General features: G+C 46.0%; 20 protein-coding genes. 18 read left to right on the top strand and 2 right to left on the bottom strand.

The window, feature by feature from the left end:
• Positions 1 to 405 precede the first annotated feature (405 nt).
• The 8 genes from LA20533_RS08755 to LA20533_RS02195 all read left to right on the top strand — a co-directional run bounded on the left by LA20533_RS08755 (position 406) and on the right by LA20533_RS02195 (position 6,525).
• Positions 406 to 555 carry a hypothetical protein gene (locus tag LA20533_RS08755; RefSeq protein WP_236693769.1) on the top strand — a complete coding sequence of 50 codons (150 nt, stop codon included), beginning with the start codon at positions 406 to 408 and terminating at the stop codon, positions 553 to 555.
• A 113-nt stretch (positions 556 to 668) separates the two neighbouring features.
• Positions 669 to 818 carry a 50S ribosomal protein L33 gene (gene rpmG, locus LA20533_RS02220; RefSeq protein WP_054745407.1) on the top strand — a complete coding sequence of 50 codons (150 nt, stop codon included), beginning with the start codon at positions 669 to 671 and terminating at the stop codon, positions 816 to 818.
• 74 nt (positions 819 to 892) lie between these two features.
• Positions 893 to 2,776: an FAD/NAD(P)-binding protein gene (locus LA20533_RS02215; protein ID WP_056946578.1), complete on the top strand. Its 1,884-nt coding sequence runs from the start codon at positions 893 to 895 to the stop codon at positions 2,774 to 2,776.
• Between the two features lie 165 nt (positions 2,777 to 2,941).
• Complete coding sequence (locus tag LA20533_RS02210) at positions 2,942 to 3,397, top strand: ASCH domain-containing protein (protein WP_307722781.1); 456 nt, start codon at positions 2,942 to 2,944, stop codon at positions 3,395 to 3,397.
• Between the two features lie 199 nt (positions 3,398 to 3,596).
• Positions 3,597 to 4,640: an LLM class flavin-dependent oxidoreductase gene (locus LA20533_RS02205; protein ID WP_141322560.1), complete on the top strand. Its 1,044-nt coding sequence runs from the start codon at positions 3,597 to 3,599 to the stop codon at positions 4,638 to 4,640.
• On the top strand, positions 4,640 to 5,320 hold the full coding sequence (locus tag LA20533_RS02200) for an NADPH-dependent F420 reductase (protein WP_056946574.1): 681 nt from the start codon (positions 4,640 to 4,642) through the stop codon (positions 5,318 to 5,320). Before LA20533_RS02205 ends, LA20533_RS02200 begins: the two co-directional genes overlap by 1 nt.
• A 23-nt stretch (positions 5,321 to 5,343) precedes the next feature.
• Positions 5,344 to 5,463, top strand: a complete 120-nt coding sequence (locus LA20533_RS08650) for a putative metal homeostasis protein (RefSeq protein WP_162254389.1) — start codon at positions 5,344 to 5,346, stop codon at positions 5,461 to 5,463.
• Positions 5,464 to 5,583: 120 nt separating this feature from the next.
• Positions 5,584 to 6,525 carry a 2-dehydropantoate 2-reductase gene (locus tag LA20533_RS02195; protein WP_054745411.1) on the top strand — a complete coding sequence of 314 codons (942 nt, stop codon included), beginning with the start codon at positions 5,584 to 5,586 and terminating at the stop codon, positions 6,523 to 6,525.
• Between the two features lie 94 nt (positions 6,526 to 6,619).
• On the opposite strand, the gene LA20533_RS02190 is transcribed toward LA20533_RS02195, so the two are convergent.
• Positions 6,620 to 8,281, bottom strand: coding sequence for a formate--tetrahydrofolate ligase (locus tag LA20533_RS02190; RefSeq protein WP_056946572.1), 1,662 nt, complete (start codon positions 8,279 to 8,281; stop codon positions 6,620 to 6,622).
• A gap of 69 nt (positions 8,282 to 8,350) precedes the next feature.
• Entirely contained in the window at positions 8,351 to 8,770 is a 420-nt protein-coding gene (locus LA20533_RS02185; RefSeq protein ID WP_054745413.1) for an SHOCT domain-containing protein, read from the bottom strand.
• A 164-nt stretch (positions 8,771 to 8,934) separates the two neighbouring features.
• Here LA20533_RS02185 and LA20533_RS02180 point away from each other — a divergent pair, with 164 nt between their 5' ends.
• From LA20533_RS02180 to LA20533_RS02135, 10 genes are all read left to right on the top strand, one after another.
• Positions 8,935 to 9,234 carry a rhodanese-like domain-containing protein gene (locus tag LA20533_RS02180; RefSeq protein ID WP_162254388.1) on the top strand — a complete coding sequence of 100 codons (300 nt, stop codon included), beginning with the start codon at positions 8,935 to 8,937 and terminating at the stop codon, positions 9,232 to 9,234.
• 77 nt (positions 9,235 to 9,311) lie between these two features.
• Positions 9,312 to 9,608, top strand: coding sequence for a rhodanese-like domain-containing protein (locus tag LA20533_RS02175; RefSeq protein WP_236693768.1), 297 nt, complete (start codon positions 9,312 to 9,314; stop codon positions 9,606 to 9,608).
• 148 nt (positions 9,609 to 9,756) lie between these two features.
• Complete coding sequence (locus tag LA20533_RS02170; RefSeq protein WP_054745419.1) at positions 9,757 to 10,083, top strand: PadR family transcriptional regulator; 327 nt, start codon at positions 9,757 to 9,759, stop codon at positions 10,081 to 10,083.
• Positions 10,083 to 10,415 carry a DUF1048 domain-containing protein gene (locus LA20533_RS02165; RefSeq protein WP_054745421.1) on the top strand — a complete coding sequence of 111 codons (333 nt, stop codon included), beginning with the start codon at positions 10,083 to 10,085 and terminating at the stop codon, positions 10,413 to 10,415. Before LA20533_RS02170 ends, LA20533_RS02165 begins: the two co-directional genes overlap by 1 nt.
• Before the next feature lie 36 nt (positions 10,416 to 10,451).
• On the top strand, positions 10,452 to 10,976 hold the full coding sequence (locus LA20533_RS02160; protein ID WP_054745423.1) for a methylated-DNA--[protein]-cysteine S-methyltransferase: 525 nt from the start codon (positions 10,452 to 10,454) through the stop codon (positions 10,974 to 10,976).
• A 38-nt stretch (positions 10,977 to 11,014) separates the two neighbouring features.
• Positions 11,015 to 11,881: an aminoglycoside 6-adenylyltransferase gene (locus LA20533_RS02155; protein WP_236693777.1), complete on the top strand. Its 867-nt coding sequence runs from the start codon at positions 11,015 to 11,017 to the stop codon at positions 11,879 to 11,881.
• Between the two features lie 2 nt (positions 11,882 to 11,883).
• Positions 11,884 to 12,363, top strand: a complete 480-nt coding sequence (locus LA20533_RS02150; RefSeq protein ID WP_056946568.1) for a nucleoside 2-deoxyribosyltransferase — start codon at positions 11,884 to 11,886, stop codon at positions 12,361 to 12,363.
• A gap of 207 nt (positions 12,364 to 12,570) precedes the next feature.
• Positions 12,571 to 15,138, top strand: coding sequence for a vitamin B12-dependent ribonucleotide reductase (locus tag LA20533_RS02145; protein WP_056946566.1), 2,568 nt, complete (start codon positions 12,571 to 12,573; stop codon positions 15,136 to 15,138).
• 24 nt (positions 15,139 to 15,162) lie between these two features.
• Entirely contained in the window at positions 15,163 to 15,573 is a 411-nt protein-coding gene (locus LA20533_RS02140; RefSeq protein ID WP_056946564.1) for a DUF4430 domain-containing protein, read from the top strand.
• Between the two features lie 165 nt (positions 15,574 to 15,738).
• Positions 15,739 to 17,061: a replication-associated recombination protein A gene (locus tag LA20533_RS02135; protein WP_056946562.1), complete on the top strand. Its 1,323-nt coding sequence runs from the start codon at positions 15,739 to 15,741 to the stop codon at positions 17,059 to 17,061.
• Positions 17,062 to 17,105 lie beyond the last annotated feature (44 nt).

The following is a 17,105-nucleotide window of genomic DNA, read 5'->3' as shown; positions in this document are numbered from 1 at the left end:
CTTTAATTAATTGTTGCTTTTGCAGAGGTATCCTGTGGGCACACCAAACAAACTGACGATCAAGCATCAATTTGTCTAGCTATTCAACTAATTGGTTAGTTGTTTAACCCGCTCATAAGGCAATACTCCGATGTGAATAATATTAATTGAACTTACTATAGCAAAAAGATTACGAATAAACAATCGAAAAGTTTGATTTGAATCAATTTTATACGTGGGTGGCCCGTGTATTATGGACTATATAGAAAATGAAAGGACGGGATTAATATGAACATGACCAAATTTATTGCGGAGGAATTTCCAAAGTTAGAATTTTTTACCAAATAGATTGTGAAGGTCCACGGGCAACGGCACCCTGAATTAGCCCAGGTCCGTGCTCTATTTGTCCAGCTGAGGGATAAGGCCTTGGCCGGAAACTTTGACTTCTCGTCTGAGCTGAGTCAAATGGAGTCAGTCACCAATCATTATGCAGTGCCACAGGATGCTTGCGAGGCCTACCAGGCTACTTACGAGCTCCTTGATTACCTTGATCATAATAGTGCGGTGGTTGATTAGGACACCACTGGGGGTATTTGCGACTCGAAAATTTGACGAATTAATTGTAGCATGCTAATATTCTTCTAAAGATACACTTACTTAATGTGAGGAAAATATTTGGAGGAATGAACATGCGTGTGAATATACTATTTGAGGCGCCAGAAACTGGTGAAAGACTTTACCTGACCACAAAGAATAAACGAAACCAGCCAGAACGATTGGAGTTGATGAAGTACTCCCAGAAACTGCGTCGGAAAACTCTTTTTCGTGAAGTTAAATAGTTAGGCTACCCCGGCTGATTTCAGCTGGGGTTTTTGTCTAGTATGCTAATTGTCATTGGTGGAGGAGGATGACGATGAAAGTTTCAATTATTGGTGCTGGTCCGCGGGGAATCGCTACTCTAACGAGAATTGTGGCTTGGTACGAAAGAGAACACGAAGAGAATGAAGCGATAGCCGAGTTAGAGGTGCGCTTGTTCGATCAATTTCCTATTGGTGGGCATATTTGGCGGATTGACCAACCCACAGAGTTGATTATGAACACGCCAACTGCCCATACGACACTCTATACTGACGAGACCGTACAAATGCACGGTCCGCTTAGAACTGGACCGACTCTGTATGAGTGGCTGCGTGACTTTGCCCCTGACTTTATTTCGGAGCAGGGTGAACCTGACGCGGCGGATTTAATTGCTGTTGCCAGGCGCCTGGGACCAAATGATTATGCCCCACGGCGGCTCTATGGTGTTTATCAAAGGTTCGTTTTCAAACAACTGCAGCAGCATCTTCCAGCAGGAGTTAAACTAACGTTCGTCCAGGACTTGGTTCAGGACTTGGTACCACTGAACCCGGGGTTTCGGGTAGTTACGAGTGAGGGCAGCTTCGAGGCAGATAACGTCATTGTCGCCTCAGGCCATTTCACAAACCAGGCGACGATTGACCAACAAGAGCTGATTGATTTTGCAGCTAAAAGCAATGTGACTTACCTGCCGCCAATGTTCCCTGGCGATGCTGACTTGAGTGTGATTCAACCACAAGAGAATGTCTTTGTCCGTGGGCTAGGGCTCAGCTTCTATGACTACATGGCGGAGTTAACCATCGGGCGTGGCGGCTGGTTTGAGCCGGTGGGCAACAAGTTGCACTATCATGTTTCTGGGAGTGAGCCACACATCATTGCGGGCTCCAGAAGGGGCTTTCCGTATTACCCGAAGCCAAACAATGAGAAAGGTTATGGTGAGAAAATCAGACCAAGTTTTGTCACCAAGGAAAAGCTGACGCAGTTGGGTGAGGCCGGTGAGTTAACGGGTAATGTTCTGTTTGGTCTGATGAAAAGAGAAATCGAGCTGGTCTATTACTCGTTATTGCTCCACCAGAAAGATCGGGAAGCAGAAATTGCCGACTTTAGAACGCAATATCAGGCGACTACTGACCCTGCCGTTCTCATTGACCGGCTGTTTGATCGAGCAGAACAATTAGATCTAGATTTCGTCTTCAATCCTGAGCAACGAGCGCTCGCGAGCACAAATTATCAGGATTTTGTGGTCGAGTTCTTGCAGCAGCTTATTAAGGATGCGACTGCGGGAAATAAGCATGGTCCAATCACGGGTGCACTGGAGGCCTTCAAGGATCTGCGCGACCAAATTCGTTTCGTGGTTGAACAGGGATACCTTTCAAACGATGAGTACCTCGATTTCTTGATTAGAAAATATACCCCATTACAGAATTTCATTGCGACAGGACCACCAGTATTGCGACTGAAACAGCTAGTTGCTTTAATCAAGGTGGGGATTGTGGAGTTGGTGCCAGCCGGGATGCAGGTGCGCCCAGTTAATGACCATTTCGAAGCGATTAGTAAGCGTAAGCCACAGTTCCAATATGAAGCACGGTACTTGGTGGACGCCCGGATTCCGGTCAATGACAACGAGGTGACAGCAAATCCGTTGATCAAAAAGTTGTTGGAGCGGGGATTAGCTTCACTTGACGCCCGTCAGCTTGCTGATGGCACTAGTTTTTTGACTCGGGCAATTAATGTTGAACAACAGACGGACCGGTTAATCACGGCAGACAAAGAAGTGGTAGCTAATCTTTATCTCTGGGGTGTGCCAACTGAGGGGAAGCACTGGTTCACAAATGTCAGTTTCCGCCCGGGTGTGAACGATAATAGCCTGATTACGGCGGACCGGATTGCCGAGGCCATTTTCAGCCCGTCAATGCTTGTAGAAACACCATTAGCAGTCTAATAAATTCTAGTTACCCGTCAATTTGACGGGTATTTTACTAGTCATAATATAATAAATAAAATCTTCATCGTTTTTTCGCAAAAAAAGTATACAATGTTATGTAGTATTGGTGGAAACTATAGTTGTTACTTGATGATAATAGCGAATGTGTTAGGCAGATGGTGAATGATGAACGCAAAAGAATTTTTTGAGCAGGCAAGACAAGTAAATGCCGTACCGCAAGATGCCGACCTGAACGACGCATGGGCATTCGGCGTTAACGCATCCGATTTGGCAAAATTGGTACTGCATGGAGTTAAAACGGCCACATCAAGTGGCTTTGAGATTTATGATGTGACGCATGAGTCCCTGCCAAAGGCAGGCACCTATGATGTACTGCTTGACGATGATCACAAGCCCGTTTGTATCATTCTAATTGATACCGTGGAGGTCGTGCCATTTAGTCATGTTAGTGCTGAGCACGCCTTCAAGGAGGGCGAAGGAGACCGGGCGCTTTTGAGTTGGCAGATCAATCACGCCAAATTCTTCCACCGAGATTATAAGAAACACAAGCTGGTTTTCAACCGGCACACTTCGCATGTTGTGCTCGAAACATTTCATGTTGTATTTCCCACCAAATAATTTAAGCATCATTAACGAGTAGTAGTGTCAGGTTCGTTAGTGATGCTTATTTTTTAGCCAACATAAGTAAACGGAGAAAAAGGCTCGGCGTCGTCAAACTAACAATGCGAAACTTTTTGCTTGCATACTCTAATAAAATGAATTATATTATTACTAACAAAAAGTAAGTAAATCAATTAACTGAAAAATGGAGAGCAAAATGACGAAATATGAATTTGGTTTAAATACGTTTGGTGATGTGGCGATAGATGATAAGACTGGCGAATCAATGACTTACGGTGAGTCTTTGCGCAATCTAGTCCAGGAGGCCAAGCTGGCCGATGAACTGGGGATTAATGTGATCGCGCTTGGTGAACATCACCGTGATGAATTCTCAGTTTCCAGTCCTGAAATTGTGTTAGCTGCGATGGCCCAGGAAACCAATAATATTCGTCTGGGGACGGCCGTAACGGTGCTCAGTTCTGACGATCCGGTCCGGGTGTATGAGCGTTTTGCCACGCTCGACGGCCTATCGAATGGGCGCACAGAAATCATGCTTGGTCGTGGTTCATTCACGGAATCCTACCCGCTCTTCGGTTATGACCTGGAGAATTACAATGAACTCTTTGAGGAAAAAGTCGCGCTGTGGGCTGAATTATTGAAGGGCGAACGTTTCAGCTGGAATGGTACATTGACCCAGAAGTTGACCGACGTGGAAATTTACCCGAAAGTCGACAAGGGACACCAGATTAGAACAACCGTTGGTGTTGGTGGTACGCCAGAGTCAATCGTGCGTGCGGTTCACTACGGTTTCCCAGTGATGTTGGCGATTATTGGTGGTCAACCAATTCGCTTCAAGCCATATGTTGATCTTTATAATCGTGCTGCTGAGCAGTTTAATCAACCAATCGAACCACTGGGGATGCACTCACACGGTGTGATTGCTGATACCGAAGAGGAGGCAATGGAGATTGGGTTTGAGTACATTAAGAAAGAGATGGATAAGATTGGAATCGACCGTGGCTGGGCACCGATGACTCGTGAACGTTTTGAGTTTGAAGTTGCCGAAGGGTCTTACTATGTCGGTACACCAGAAGTGGTTGCACAAAAAATTGCTAAGAACATGAAGGATCTCGGCATGAAACGCTTCGATCTCGTCTACGGTACTGGTGGTCAATTCCAATCTGATCGTGAGAAGACCATCAAGCTTTATGGTGAAGTTGTGATTCCTCGTGTGAAAGAATTACTAGGAGATGCAGAATAATGGCAAAACCAGTTATCGGAATTTTAGGAGCCGGAAAGCTCGGTACAACGCTAGCTCGGTTGGGTGACCAAGCAGGATATTATGTCCTAATTGCTAACTCTAAGCCGGCAAAGGAAAGTGCCTGGATTATCAATGCTGTTGCGCATAATGCACGGGTCGTAGATACAGCCGGTGTGTTAGCCGGTGCCGACACAATCATTCTGGCGCTGCCCTTGAGCAAGTATGACCGGTTAGAGAGCAACGCTCTCGATGGTAAGTTGGTTCTCGACGCAATGAATTATTGGTGGGAGGTTGACGGAACCATCAACCATGTCTCGAGTATCCACAAGTCATCTAGTGAAGTAATGCAGGATTATTTCAAGGGTGCCAAGATTGTGAAGGCCTTTAATCATATGGGTTACCATGACTTGGAGATTGAGGCTGATAGAAATCTGCGGGTCAAGAAGGTCATTGCATTTGCCACCGATCATCCAGAGGTAAGAGCAGAGGCAGCCAATATTATTAGCCAATTTGGCTTTGAGCCCTATGACTTAGGTGAACTACGGCACGGACAGATTCTTGAGCCGGGCAGTCCGCTGTTTGGCGCCGACCTACCCCTGGATGAGTTTACTGCGATGGTTAAGACACTGCCGGATACCAAACTCGGGCAGCGCATTATTGAGGCTCGTGGCGCACTGTAATAGATTTTTAGGAGAGATGGCAAATGAAGCAAGCGAATTTAGGAAGGGCCTATCGCGAATTGAAGAGTCCGAATAAAAAGACCAAGGGACGCGCGTTGAAGCTGATTAAGGAAGCACAACGGAAGCAGGCCAAAGGTAAATAATCAGTTAACTGAAACTGGCGTTATGCGAATCATAACGCCCTTTTTACGTTTAAATCCTGTCACGGAGCTGCCAAAGTGACTATACTAAAAGTGCATACTAAAAGTGTAGGAGGCAAAAAAATGAAAATAGCAATTGCTGGTGCAGGAGCGATGGGAAGTAGAATAGGCCTAATGCTTCATCGGGCCGGAAACGAGGTTATCTTGATTGACCGTTGGGCAGCTCACATCCAGATGATTAGAGATCATGGACTGAGGGCGAACTATAACGGTGAAGATATCGTCGAGCACATGCAGATATACTCACCCGAGGAAATTGACGCTAAACACGAGTCAGTTGACCTGATTGTTGCCTTGACGAAGTCGATGGGCCTGCGGGAAATGTTTGAAGAAATTAAGCCGATCATTACAGAGAATACGTATGTTCTTAGCCTGATGAACGGTTTGGGTCATGCCGAAGATTTAGCAGAGTTTGTGGATCGGGACCACATTATTCTGGGAGTCACGATGTGGACCGCTGCGATGGAGGGGCCAGGCAAAGTTAAGTTGTTTGGCACTGGCAACATCGAATTGCAGAATCTCGCGCCTGCGGGTGCCACGTTCACAAAAGACGTGGTCCAAATCTTTGATGATGCAGGTCTTAATGCAACATACAGTCAGAATGTGAAGTATTCTATCTGGCGTAAAGCTTGTGTCAACGGTACATTGAATGGCTTATGTACAATCCTTGATACAAATATTACGGGTGTGGGGACGACATCCACTGCTGCCGAAATGGTCCAAACAATCATTAATGAGTTCGCCTTAGTCGCCGCAAAAGAAGGGATAGAGCTTGATCAAACCGAGGTATACGAGCACATTACTGCAACGTACGATCCTGCTGGAATTGGGCTCCATTATCCGTCCATGTACCAGGATTTAATCAAGAATCAGCGATTAACCGAGATTGACTACATCAATGGTGCCGTCGCTGCCAAAGGAAAGAAGTACGGGATCAGTACGCCGTATTGTACCTTCCTCACGCAGTTAGTGCACGCGAAGGAAGAGATTCTGGGCGCAAAGTAGGAGACAGACGCAAAAAAGGCGTTACAGCAACTGGCAACATCGCCATCTTTGCTGTAACGTCTCTTTGTTTTTTAGCGGTTATTAGGTTCTGTGGCTAGAAGAGTCCCTCGACTTTGCCTTCTGCATCGATATGCATGTTTACTGCCGCCGGAGTGGCTGGTAGCCCAGGCATAGTGTAAATCGAACCGGTCAGCGCGACGATGAATCCTGCACCAATCTTCGGAATCAATTCACGTACAGTAACTTCGAAACCAGCTGGAGCACCAAGTTGTTGTGGATCGTCTGAGAAGGAGTATTGGGTCTTTGCGATACAGACGGGAAGGTTAGCCCATCCGTTGTCTGAAATGCGGCGTAACTGGCGCTTGGCCTGAGCCGACAAAACTATGCCGCTGCCGCCGTAGGTCTTGGTCACAACGGTCTGTAACTTAGATTCGATAGGGTCGTTATGGTCATATAACGGCTGGAAGGAGACGGGATTCGCGGTAGCAGAAACGACTGCATCTGCAAGGTCCAGTGTACCTGCACCACCCTTTGCCCAACTATTAGCAACCACAGCTGTCACGTTGATCTGCGCACATTCCTGTTTAATCAGCTCAAGTTCTGCCTGTGTATCGCTTGTGAAGCGATTGATTGCAACCACCGGTTGGTAACCATACTGCTGCATGTTGGCGATGTGCCGGAGGAGGTTTGGCATCCCTTTTCTCAGTGCTTCGAGGTCTTCGTTGGTTAGTTCTCCCAGCTTTTGCCCGCCGTTGTACTTTAAGGCACGCACCGTAGCGACCACTACGATGGCATCTGGAGTTCTACCAAGCACAGGTGTCTTGATGTCCAGAAACTTCTCTGCGCCAAGATCGGAGCCAAAGCCAGCTTCTGTTACGGTATAGTCACCTAATGTCAGTGCGGCCTTTGTTGCCAAAACGCTGTTACAGCCGTGCGCAATATTGGCAAATGGGCCGCCATGAATGATGGCGGGCGTATGGGCCAAGGTCTGAGCGAGGTTTGGCTTTAATGCCTCTTTTAGGAGGATCGTAATCGCGTCGGCAAAACCCAGGTCGGCAACACTCACGGGTTCTTGCTCCGTGGTGTAACCAACAATGATTCGGCCGACTCGTTGTTTCAAGTCGCTAATACTTGTCGCTAAGCACAAGACGGCCATCAACTCGCTCGCAGCGGTAATATCAAATCCTGCCTCACGCGGAATGCCATTTATTCTGCCACCCAGGCCAGTGATGATATTGCGGAGTGAGCGATCGTTGACGTCAATTGCCCGTTTCCAGATTATTTGTCGTGGATCAAGACCGATTTGATTATCTCGTTGAATGTAGTTATCAATCAGTGCGGCGAGCGTATTGTTAGCACTAGTGAGTGCATGAATATCGCCGGTGAAGTGGAGGTTTATTTCCTCCATGGGCATTACTTGGCTGTAGCCACCACCAGCAGCGCCACCTTTCATGCCCATAACGGGACCCATGGAGGGCTCTCTAATCGCAATCACCGTCTTTAGGCCACGGAGATTGAGTGCATCACCCAGGCCAACCATGACCGTTGATTTACCTTCACCGGCCGGTGTTGGGTTAATAGATGTTACGAGGATTAATTTGTGCTTTGTCGGTGCCTTGTCCGCAATCACGTCTAAGTTGAGCTTCGCCTTATATTTACCATACTGCTCAAAGTCGTCTGGATTAAGCCCCAGGTTGGCGGCGACTTTCGTAATGGGCCACATCATGGCTTTCTGGGCAATTTCTAAATCATTCATTGTGGCGGTTACTCCTTCTTCCAAAATAAAAAGCCAGATCAGATGGCTTTCAGTGTTTTATCCTCTTGGCTAGAAATCCGCCAATAAAGCTTGTTTAAAGTTCGTGAATTCCTGCTCGTTCACTACACCAGTATTGATGTATTTGTGGACAGTAGAGATGGCTTCTAGCACCTCGTCGGTATCGCGATCTAAATCATAATTTTCCGGTGCAAGAAACTTGGTTTTCAGGTGGGCAAATTCCGGCGCCGTCAGAATGCCGTTCTCTTTCAGCTCATTAAATGATGCCAATGCTTCAAGGTTCTCTTCAAGTGAATCTGTTGGTTCCAAGTGCTCAGCAAGTCGATCTGATTTAATCTTATTGAATTCGGCTTCAGTTAGAATCCCTTCGTCAAACAAGCGACGTGCTTCCTTTATTTGGTCGAAGCCTTCATCATCGAAATCGTGCCCCGTATTAAAGTGAATATGCTTTGAATTGAAAATACTTACCATAACTTACCTCCCCATTCTCCCTGTCAGATGAAAATTAAATTTAAAATTAGTATAGCATGAAATCGATGTAAGATTGTATTTTTAAATTGAAAACGTTTACCAATAACGCTTTCCTTATTCGCCTGATATAATTAAGGCAAATGAGGAAGAAGATGGTGTTCAGCATGAGTAAGCAAATGTCCATGAGCGATTTTTACGAAAATATTTTTCCGAGCAATCCCCCAATAGTTGATGTCCGTGAGGCACCGGAGTTCAATTCTGGTCATATTCCGGGCTCAATTAACATTCCAATTCGTGATATTGTCACGTACTTGGGGAGAATAGATTCAGAGCAAACATATTATTTTGTCGCACACACTGACCATCGTTCACAAGTGGTGACGGCGTTCTTAGCTAGTCAAGAGTTTGACGTGGTTGAACTAGTTGGCGGTATTAAGGCTTGGCCAGGTCAGTTAGAGCAATAATTCACAAAAGATAATTGACAAGCACTGCAAATCCCTGTTTAATAATGGTTAGAGATAACTGTTGGGGGGAAATCTTTGTGGTTGAGTCAATTTCTAGTGCAGAATTTTTACTTTTATTGCAGCAAGGCTCGGTCAACGTCCTTGATGTCCGCGAGGAAGACGAGTATCAACAACACCATATTCCAAACGCCATTAACTTTCCTGTGAGTGAAATGGGTGCTCGCGTTGATGAATTAGACCAAAACGAGTTGTACTACGTTATTTGTCGTTCTGGTAGTCGGTCCTTTACCGCAACGGAATTTCTGGCACAACTACACTTTAATGTGATTAACGTTTTAGGTGGCATGAACCAGATTGCAAATGAAGTTGCATAATTAAACATGAATTAATCAGCAAAGACCTACGGGTCTTTTTTTTGCGCTCAAGTGGGGGCACATAATTGACAACTTATCTACTTCACGATACTATATAGTGGTACTTAACAGCACAATATAGTTAAATATCTGACGGGTGGTGTACTAATTGGAAGGAATGACCGAGATTCTAAAGGGCATACTAGAAGGTGTTCTATTACAGACAATCAAGAATAAGAAGGCAACCTATGGCTACGAAATTACCAGTTATCTGGTAAGCCTCGGCTTTGATAACCTGGTGGAGGGAACAGTATACACTGTTCTACTTAGGTTAGAGAAAAAGGGACTCGTGACCATTGAGAAGAAAAAGTCGGATCAGGGACCAATGCGTAAATTCTACTCATTGAATGAGGCTGGAAAGGCATATTTAGATGATTTCTGGGTGAAGTGGGATTTTATTGGTACTAAATTGACACAACTGAGGGAGACACATTAATGGAGAATATTTTAAAGAAGTTGGTCGGAGATAAGAAGGAATATAGTGAATACAAGGCGAGATTGGCCAAGTTACCCCATGATTACGCGGTGGCTTATGCAGCTATTGAGCGCTATATTTACAATTTCGCAGCAGGTGATGGTATTATGACGGTAATCTATGATGGTTTAGGAATTTTCGAACAAGCTGCAGCGGACAATGTGCCACTGAAGGATGTCGTTGGCGAAGATTCGGTTGAATTTGCGACCGAATTAGTGAATAATTACCCCGAACAGATGTGGATTGTCAAGCAACAGAATAAGTTGAGAAGAACCATTAAAGAGCTTGAATAGGGTAAATAATACCGCTTAAGAAACGGGGTACTAACGATGGACTTATACAGCCTAACTGACTCACCGCTTGGCACACTGTTACTCCGCAGTGACGGTGAGAATCTGACCGGGATTGATTTCCTGACGAAAGAACTTTTGAGTAAGATTGAACAAACTGCGCACTTAGATGCTAATAACGAACTATTATCCCGAACTAAGGACTGGCTAACAGATTATTTCGCTGGCTTAGAACCGGATGTTTCTGTTCTGAGGACTAGGACAACAGGCAGCGAGTTTGCCAAAGTTGTGTGGTCCGAGATCAGTCAGATTCCTTATGGACAAACAACCACTTATCGGGATATCGCGGTCAAATGCGCCAAACGCCTGGGTCAAAAGTCGATGAGCTCACAGGCGGTAGGTGGAGCAATAGGAAGAAATCCACTTGTCATCCTAGTTCCCTGTCACCGGGTGCTGGGCCAAAATAGGCAACTTACCGGCTATAGTGGTGGGCTAGACAGGAAAGTTAAACTGTTAGAGCATGAGGGAGTAGCTGTTGCTAATTTAAAGTATCCAAAGAGGTAATTTTAACTAAACAATAATTGTGGAAGGGTTGTGTGAAAATGCGAACTAAGGCTGAGATGAGACAACTGATCTTTGCTGTGGCGGAGAAGCTTGGTGTTGTGCGGGCGATTGCTGCCAATGGCTCACGGGTCTATAAGGCAAGAAGTGATGAATTTACCGATTTCGACATCATTTATGTGGTGCCAGATGATCAGATGCAACATTTAATTGATGAGCGTGGTTGGCTTGATGAATTTGGGGAACGAATTGTAATGCAGACCCCGATGGATCTTACCCCAAGACCAATCGATTATACGAAGAGATTTAACTTCTTAATGCTGTTCACTGATGGCAATCGACTGGATTTGGGTCTGGTACCAGAATCTGAGATTGGTGCCTGGGCTAAAGCTGATCCAATTGCACAGGTGCTGTTTGATCCCGCACACATATTAGCCGGATTAGAGTTGGTCCAAGATGATCGGCGCTACTTCCGCAAGAAACCGTCCCAGGGCTTCTTCTTCCGGCGAACCAATGAATTCTGGTGGATTGGTCCGTACGTCGTTAAGGGAATATTGCGCAATCAATTTTTTTACGCCGTAGACCATTACTTCGACGGAATTCTGGGTGAGTACCTCATGCAGGTCGAATGGCGAGTAGCCTTCGAGCACGATTTCCAGGTTAACCTCGGCAAGAACGTGGGCGATCTCTTTTCGTACCTGACTGTAGCCGAGCAGGATGAGTTGCGGCGCTTTAGCAACATGTCGAGTCTAGAGACGGTGGCGCAGAATATGGTAGAGATCCAGGAACAGTACCAGGCCCTGGCAATCCAGAATGCACAACAAATCGGTTTGGACTATGATCCTACTTCTGGTGAGCGCGTGATGGAATATACTAATACTAAACTAAAGAAGATATTGGAGAATTAATTGTGACGAAAATTTATTTTGCAAACGGTCTTTTTTCTGAGCAAGAAGCCCGTTATAACGCCTATATGGTCGAACAGATTAGAAATGAATATCCTAATGTAGAGGTCTACTTACCCCAGGAGAACGCCAGTATCAATGACAAGAACGCTTATGCAGACAGCATCGCTATCGCAAAAGGTGATACGAACGAGTTAGTAGCCAGTGATTTGGTGGTAGCGGTTCTGGACGGAGTAGGGCTTGATGCCGGTGTGGCGGCTGAGATTGGGCTAGCTTTCGGCAAAAACATCCCGGTGGTCGGTCTCTACACGGACTCACGGCAACAGGGGGCAACGAATCAGGCTAAGCTAGAGGCGTTACAGGAGGTAGCAGAGAGTCAGTTTGCATACATCAACCTCTTTGTGATTGGCTTAATCAAACAAAACGGTCAAGTATACAGTAGCAGCAAGGATTTAGTCTCTGGCTTACGGGATTATCTTAAATAAATTTTCCGGACGGTCAAAACCTGTTAGATTAACAAAATCTAACAGGTTTTTTTAAGTGCTTTGGCAGAATTTGGTTATTAAATAGTTGCCTTCGTGTGTGCCATAGCACAGAAAAATTATTTTTTAAAGTCTTGAATTACACCTTATATAGTATAGAATTGAATTATGCACCACAAAATATAGTAGATTAACCAAGGAGCAAGAGTTATGGACTATACGAACCTCAATACGATTATTACACAAAATTTTCCTGAAATTACGCTAATTACGCCAGATATGCACATGACTTTTACCGGCATTGCGCGCCTAATTATGCTCGACAGGTATACCTATAAAGATCCTAGTAACAGCACGTTAGCTGTAGGTGATCTGGTCGTGCTTACCGTGAAGGATGATCCCAATTACCCCACGCGTGGTATTGGTAACGTGACCGAGATTAATGGTGAGATCGTCCAGATATTGGTCGAGGAAGAATTCCGTGGCGTACTAGATGAGGCTGATGGCATTGTGACCCGTCGTAAAACGGAGATTGAGAAACCACTAGAGTTATTCTACGAACAAGTTGCTAAGCGGGTAGCCACAGGAATTGCTCACAGTGCAGCAGCTAGTGATGAAGCCCAGCTCGAAAAAGATTTCTACCATGAACTCGTGCACCAGAACTTTATTCCTGCCGGTCGAGTTATCTACGGGGCGGGGACAAACTCTGAGGTGACCTACTTTAATTGCTACGTGATGCCGTTCATCCAGGACTCACGTGGTGGGCTAGCCAAGCACAGACAGGAAGTAATGGAAATCATGAGTCGCGGTGGCGGTGTCGGGACGAATGGTTCAACGTTGCGGCCAAAGGCTGCAGTGGTCCATGGTGTCAATGGTAAATCCTCCGGGGCTATTTCCTGGCTGAATGACCTGGCCAACTTAACTCACTTGGTTGAACAGGGCGGATCTCGTCGTGGGGCCCAGATGATCATGTTGGCCGACTGGCACCCAGACATCTTCGAATTTATTTTAGCCAAAATCCAAAATCCGTCAGTATTGCAGTACTTGATTAACAACAGTAAGAGCAAGTTGGTCCGGCGACTAGCGAGTGAAAAGCTAGACTTCAAGCCACTCTCTTCTGATGAGCAAGCCTTCTACCAAGAGGCAATTGAGCATACTGAAGAGAGTCAGTTCAAACACGAGATTGAGGAGAAGCTCCGTCTAGGTGGTAGCTATTCCGTTCAAAATGCTGACTTCTTGACCGGAGCAAATATTTCGGTTTGTTTAACGAAGGAATTCATGGAGGCTGTTAAAACTGATGGCAACTATGAACTAAGATTTCCAGACGTCGATAACTACGATGAAGCGGAGATGGCCATCTATGACGAGCAGTGGCAGGATGTCGGTGATGTGCGTGAATGGGAAAAAATGGGTCACGCCGTCAAAACCTACAGAACAATTAAAGCTCGTGAACTTTGGGATTTGATTACTTTTTGTGCAACCTACTCTGCTGAACCCGGAATTTTCTTCATCGATAACGCAAACGAGATGACGAATGCAACTGCTTACGGTCAAAAGGTTGTAGCTACCAACCCTTGTGGTGAGCAGCCACTGACCCCATATGCAGTCTGCAACCTGGCTTCCTTGAACCTAGCTAATTTCGTGAATAAAGAAACTAAGACTGTGGATGAAGAGAAGCTGAAACGGGTTGTGCGTCACGCCGTGCAATTCCAGGATCTCGTTATTGATGCTACGCCATACTTTTTCGACAAAAACGAGCGGCAAGCTAAGGGAGAACGACGGATTGGCATGGGCATCATGGGTCTCGCAGACCTGTTGATTTACTGTGAGAAACGGTATGGTTCAGTTGAGGGTAACCAATTGATCGATCATCTGTTTGAAATTATCGCAACGACCGCTTACCGACAATCAATAGAGTTAGCTAAGACTAAAGGTAGTTTCCCATTCTTGGTTGGCCAAACTGCCGCAGAGACAGCAGCTTTACGGGAGAAATTTATCAATACCGGTTACATGAAGAAGATGCCTGAGGACATTCGCCAAGATGTCTTGAAGTATGGGATTAGAAATTCACACCTGTTAACGGTTGCTCCTACTGGCTCGACTGGGACTATGACCGGCGTCTCAACCGGTTTAGAGCCATACTACTCATTCTCATACTTCCGTTCAGGTCGTCTGGGCAAATTCATCGAAGTAAACGCTGCAATTGTTGATGAATACCTTGCAAGTCATCCGGGGACAACTAAGGAAAACTTACCTGATTTCTTCGTCTCGGCAATGGAGCTTTCTCCAAAGGAGCACGTTGACGTTCAATGTGTCATTCAGCGCTGGGTTGATAGTTCTATCTCGAAGACCGTCAACGCGCCAAGAGGCTACAGCGTGGAACAAGTTGCCCAGGTGTACCAAGACCTCTACGATGGTGGTGCAAAAGGGGGTACCGTCTACGTGGATGGTAGCCGTGATTCACAGGTGCTGACCCTCACTAATGAAGAAAACACGATGGATAACTTACTGGATGACGATGATACAAGTAAGGCTAAGACGACCGATGAACCTGTCAAGGCCGTTGAACAAGTTGAGCTACACGTAATTACCGATACGGACGACACAAAAGAACAGTGTGCCCCCACTGATGAAGAGCTCACAGGCCTGTTTACCGGCCGTGTCGAGGGTGTCGACGAAGGAAACATTTGTCCAATCTGCCACAAGGGAATTGTGGAGAAGATTGGTGGCTGTACCACGTGCACCAACTGTAAAGTACAATTGAAGTGCGGGCTGTAATACTAATATTAAGGAAATTTTTTAATGAAAAAACTGCTAAGAATTTTGGTTGTGGCGGTATTACCAATACTGCTCCTAGGAGTGGGCTGCAGCAATCAGGAGAAGTCAACAGACAATACACAAACTAAATCAAGTTCTGTCGCGAACCAAACGGCAACAATTAAGGTGTTTGATCGAACCAACAACAAGGTGCTAGGCAACAAGAAGGTGTCGTTCAAAAAGGGCGAGTCAGTTTTAGCCGCCTTGAAGAAGAGCTATCGGGTGACCGAAAGTAAGGGATTCGTCTCGGCGATCAATGGTGTAGAACAAGACGACCAAGCTGGCGCTTACTGGACCTTCACGGTAAATGGTCAGGATGCCACAAAGGGTGCAGGCGAGATCCAGCTTGCACCAAAGGACAAGGTTGTCTTCAAGCTGAGCACATACGAAAAATAAGGTGACGATATTTCATTTAAGCCATTCAAATTGCCTCTGTGAGGAGGTTAAACTTGAATGGCTTTTTTTCTATTAGGCAAAAGGTGAACAGATGTTTGGTTAATGCGGTATAATTATTGGTAGTAAATTTAGCTAAACTAAGTTGCACAAGAACAGGCGGTTATCATGAAACAAGAATCACTTTTTGCAAACCAAGTAGACAATACGCCACTCGCGAGTCGGGTGAGACCGCAAACGCTGGCGCAATTTGTCGGTCAGGACCATTTGCTTGGTCCCGGCAAAATCCTGCGTGAAATCATCGAGAATGACCAGGTATCATCGATGATCTTCTGGGGGCCGCCAGGAGTCGGGAAGACCACTCTCGCCGAGATTATTGCCCGGACAACCAAATCGAATTTTTTGAGCTTTAGCGCCGTCGATAGTAGTATTAGTAAGATTAAAAAGATCATGCAACAGGCCGAGCTTGACCGGGAGATTGGGCAACAGACGATGGTTTTTGTTGATGAGATTCACCGTTTCAATAAGGCACAGCAGGATGCGTTCTTGCCCTATGTCGAGCGAGGCAGCATTATTTTGATTGGGGCAACGACCGAGAACCCTTCGTTTGAGGTGAACTCGGCCTTATTATCACGCTGCAAGGTTTTCGTACTGAAGGCATTGACGACTGCTGCAATCAGCCAGCTGCTGCAAAATGCGCTCACCAATCCTGCTGGATTTTTGAAACAGCATGTCAAGATCGGTGCTGCGGAACTTCATTCCATTGCAAATTTCGCCGATGGGGATGCAAGGATGGCCCTCAACACGCTGGAAATGGCCGTCTTGAACGGTGAGAAGAATGGCTCTGAGATTACGGTGACCACGTCCAGCCTGGCCCAACTAATTACCCGTAAATTTGTCCTGTACGACAAGAACGGTGAAGAGCACTACAACATTATCTCGGCTCTGCATAAATCAATGCGCAATAGTGACGTAGATGCTTCGATCTACTGGCTACTACGGATGCTTGAAGGTGGCGAGGATCCGCTTTATATCGCCCGCCGCATTGTCCGCTTTGCAGCGGAAGACATTGGCTTAGCAGACACTAACGCGCTGAACGTAGCCATAAACGTTTTTCAGGCTTGTCAGTTTCTGGGGATGCCTGAGTGCGATGTCCATCTGGTAGAGGCGGTGACTTATATGGCGCTTGCGCCGAAGTCTAATGCGGTTTATGCGGCCAAGAATGCTGCGGCAAAGGACGTCAAGCAGACTGCGAATGATCCGGTTCCTTTGCAGATTAGAAATGCACCAACGAAGTTGATGAAGGATCTAGGCTATGGTAAAGATTACGAATACGCCCATGCAACTAAGGATAAGTTAACGACGATGGACACAATGCCGGAATCGGTCGCCGGTCACGAGTATTATTTACCGACAATCGAGGGCCAAGAGGTGCGGTTTAAGGCACGTCTAGAACAGATTAAGGAGTGGCATCGGGCACACCAAGAATAGAAAAATCAGGCTGACAATCTCTGTTCAAGAGTGTTGGCCTAATT

It is taken from the genome of Amylolactobacillus amylophilus DSM 20533 = JCM 1125, assembly GCF_001936335.1.
Classification (GTDB): Bacteria; Bacillota; Bacilli; order Lactobacillales; family Lactobacillaceae; genus Amylolactobacillus; species Amylolactobacillus amylophilus.
The sequence above is the reverse complement of the archived record's forward strand: the minus strand, read 5'-3'. Positions and strand labels throughout refer to the sequence as shown.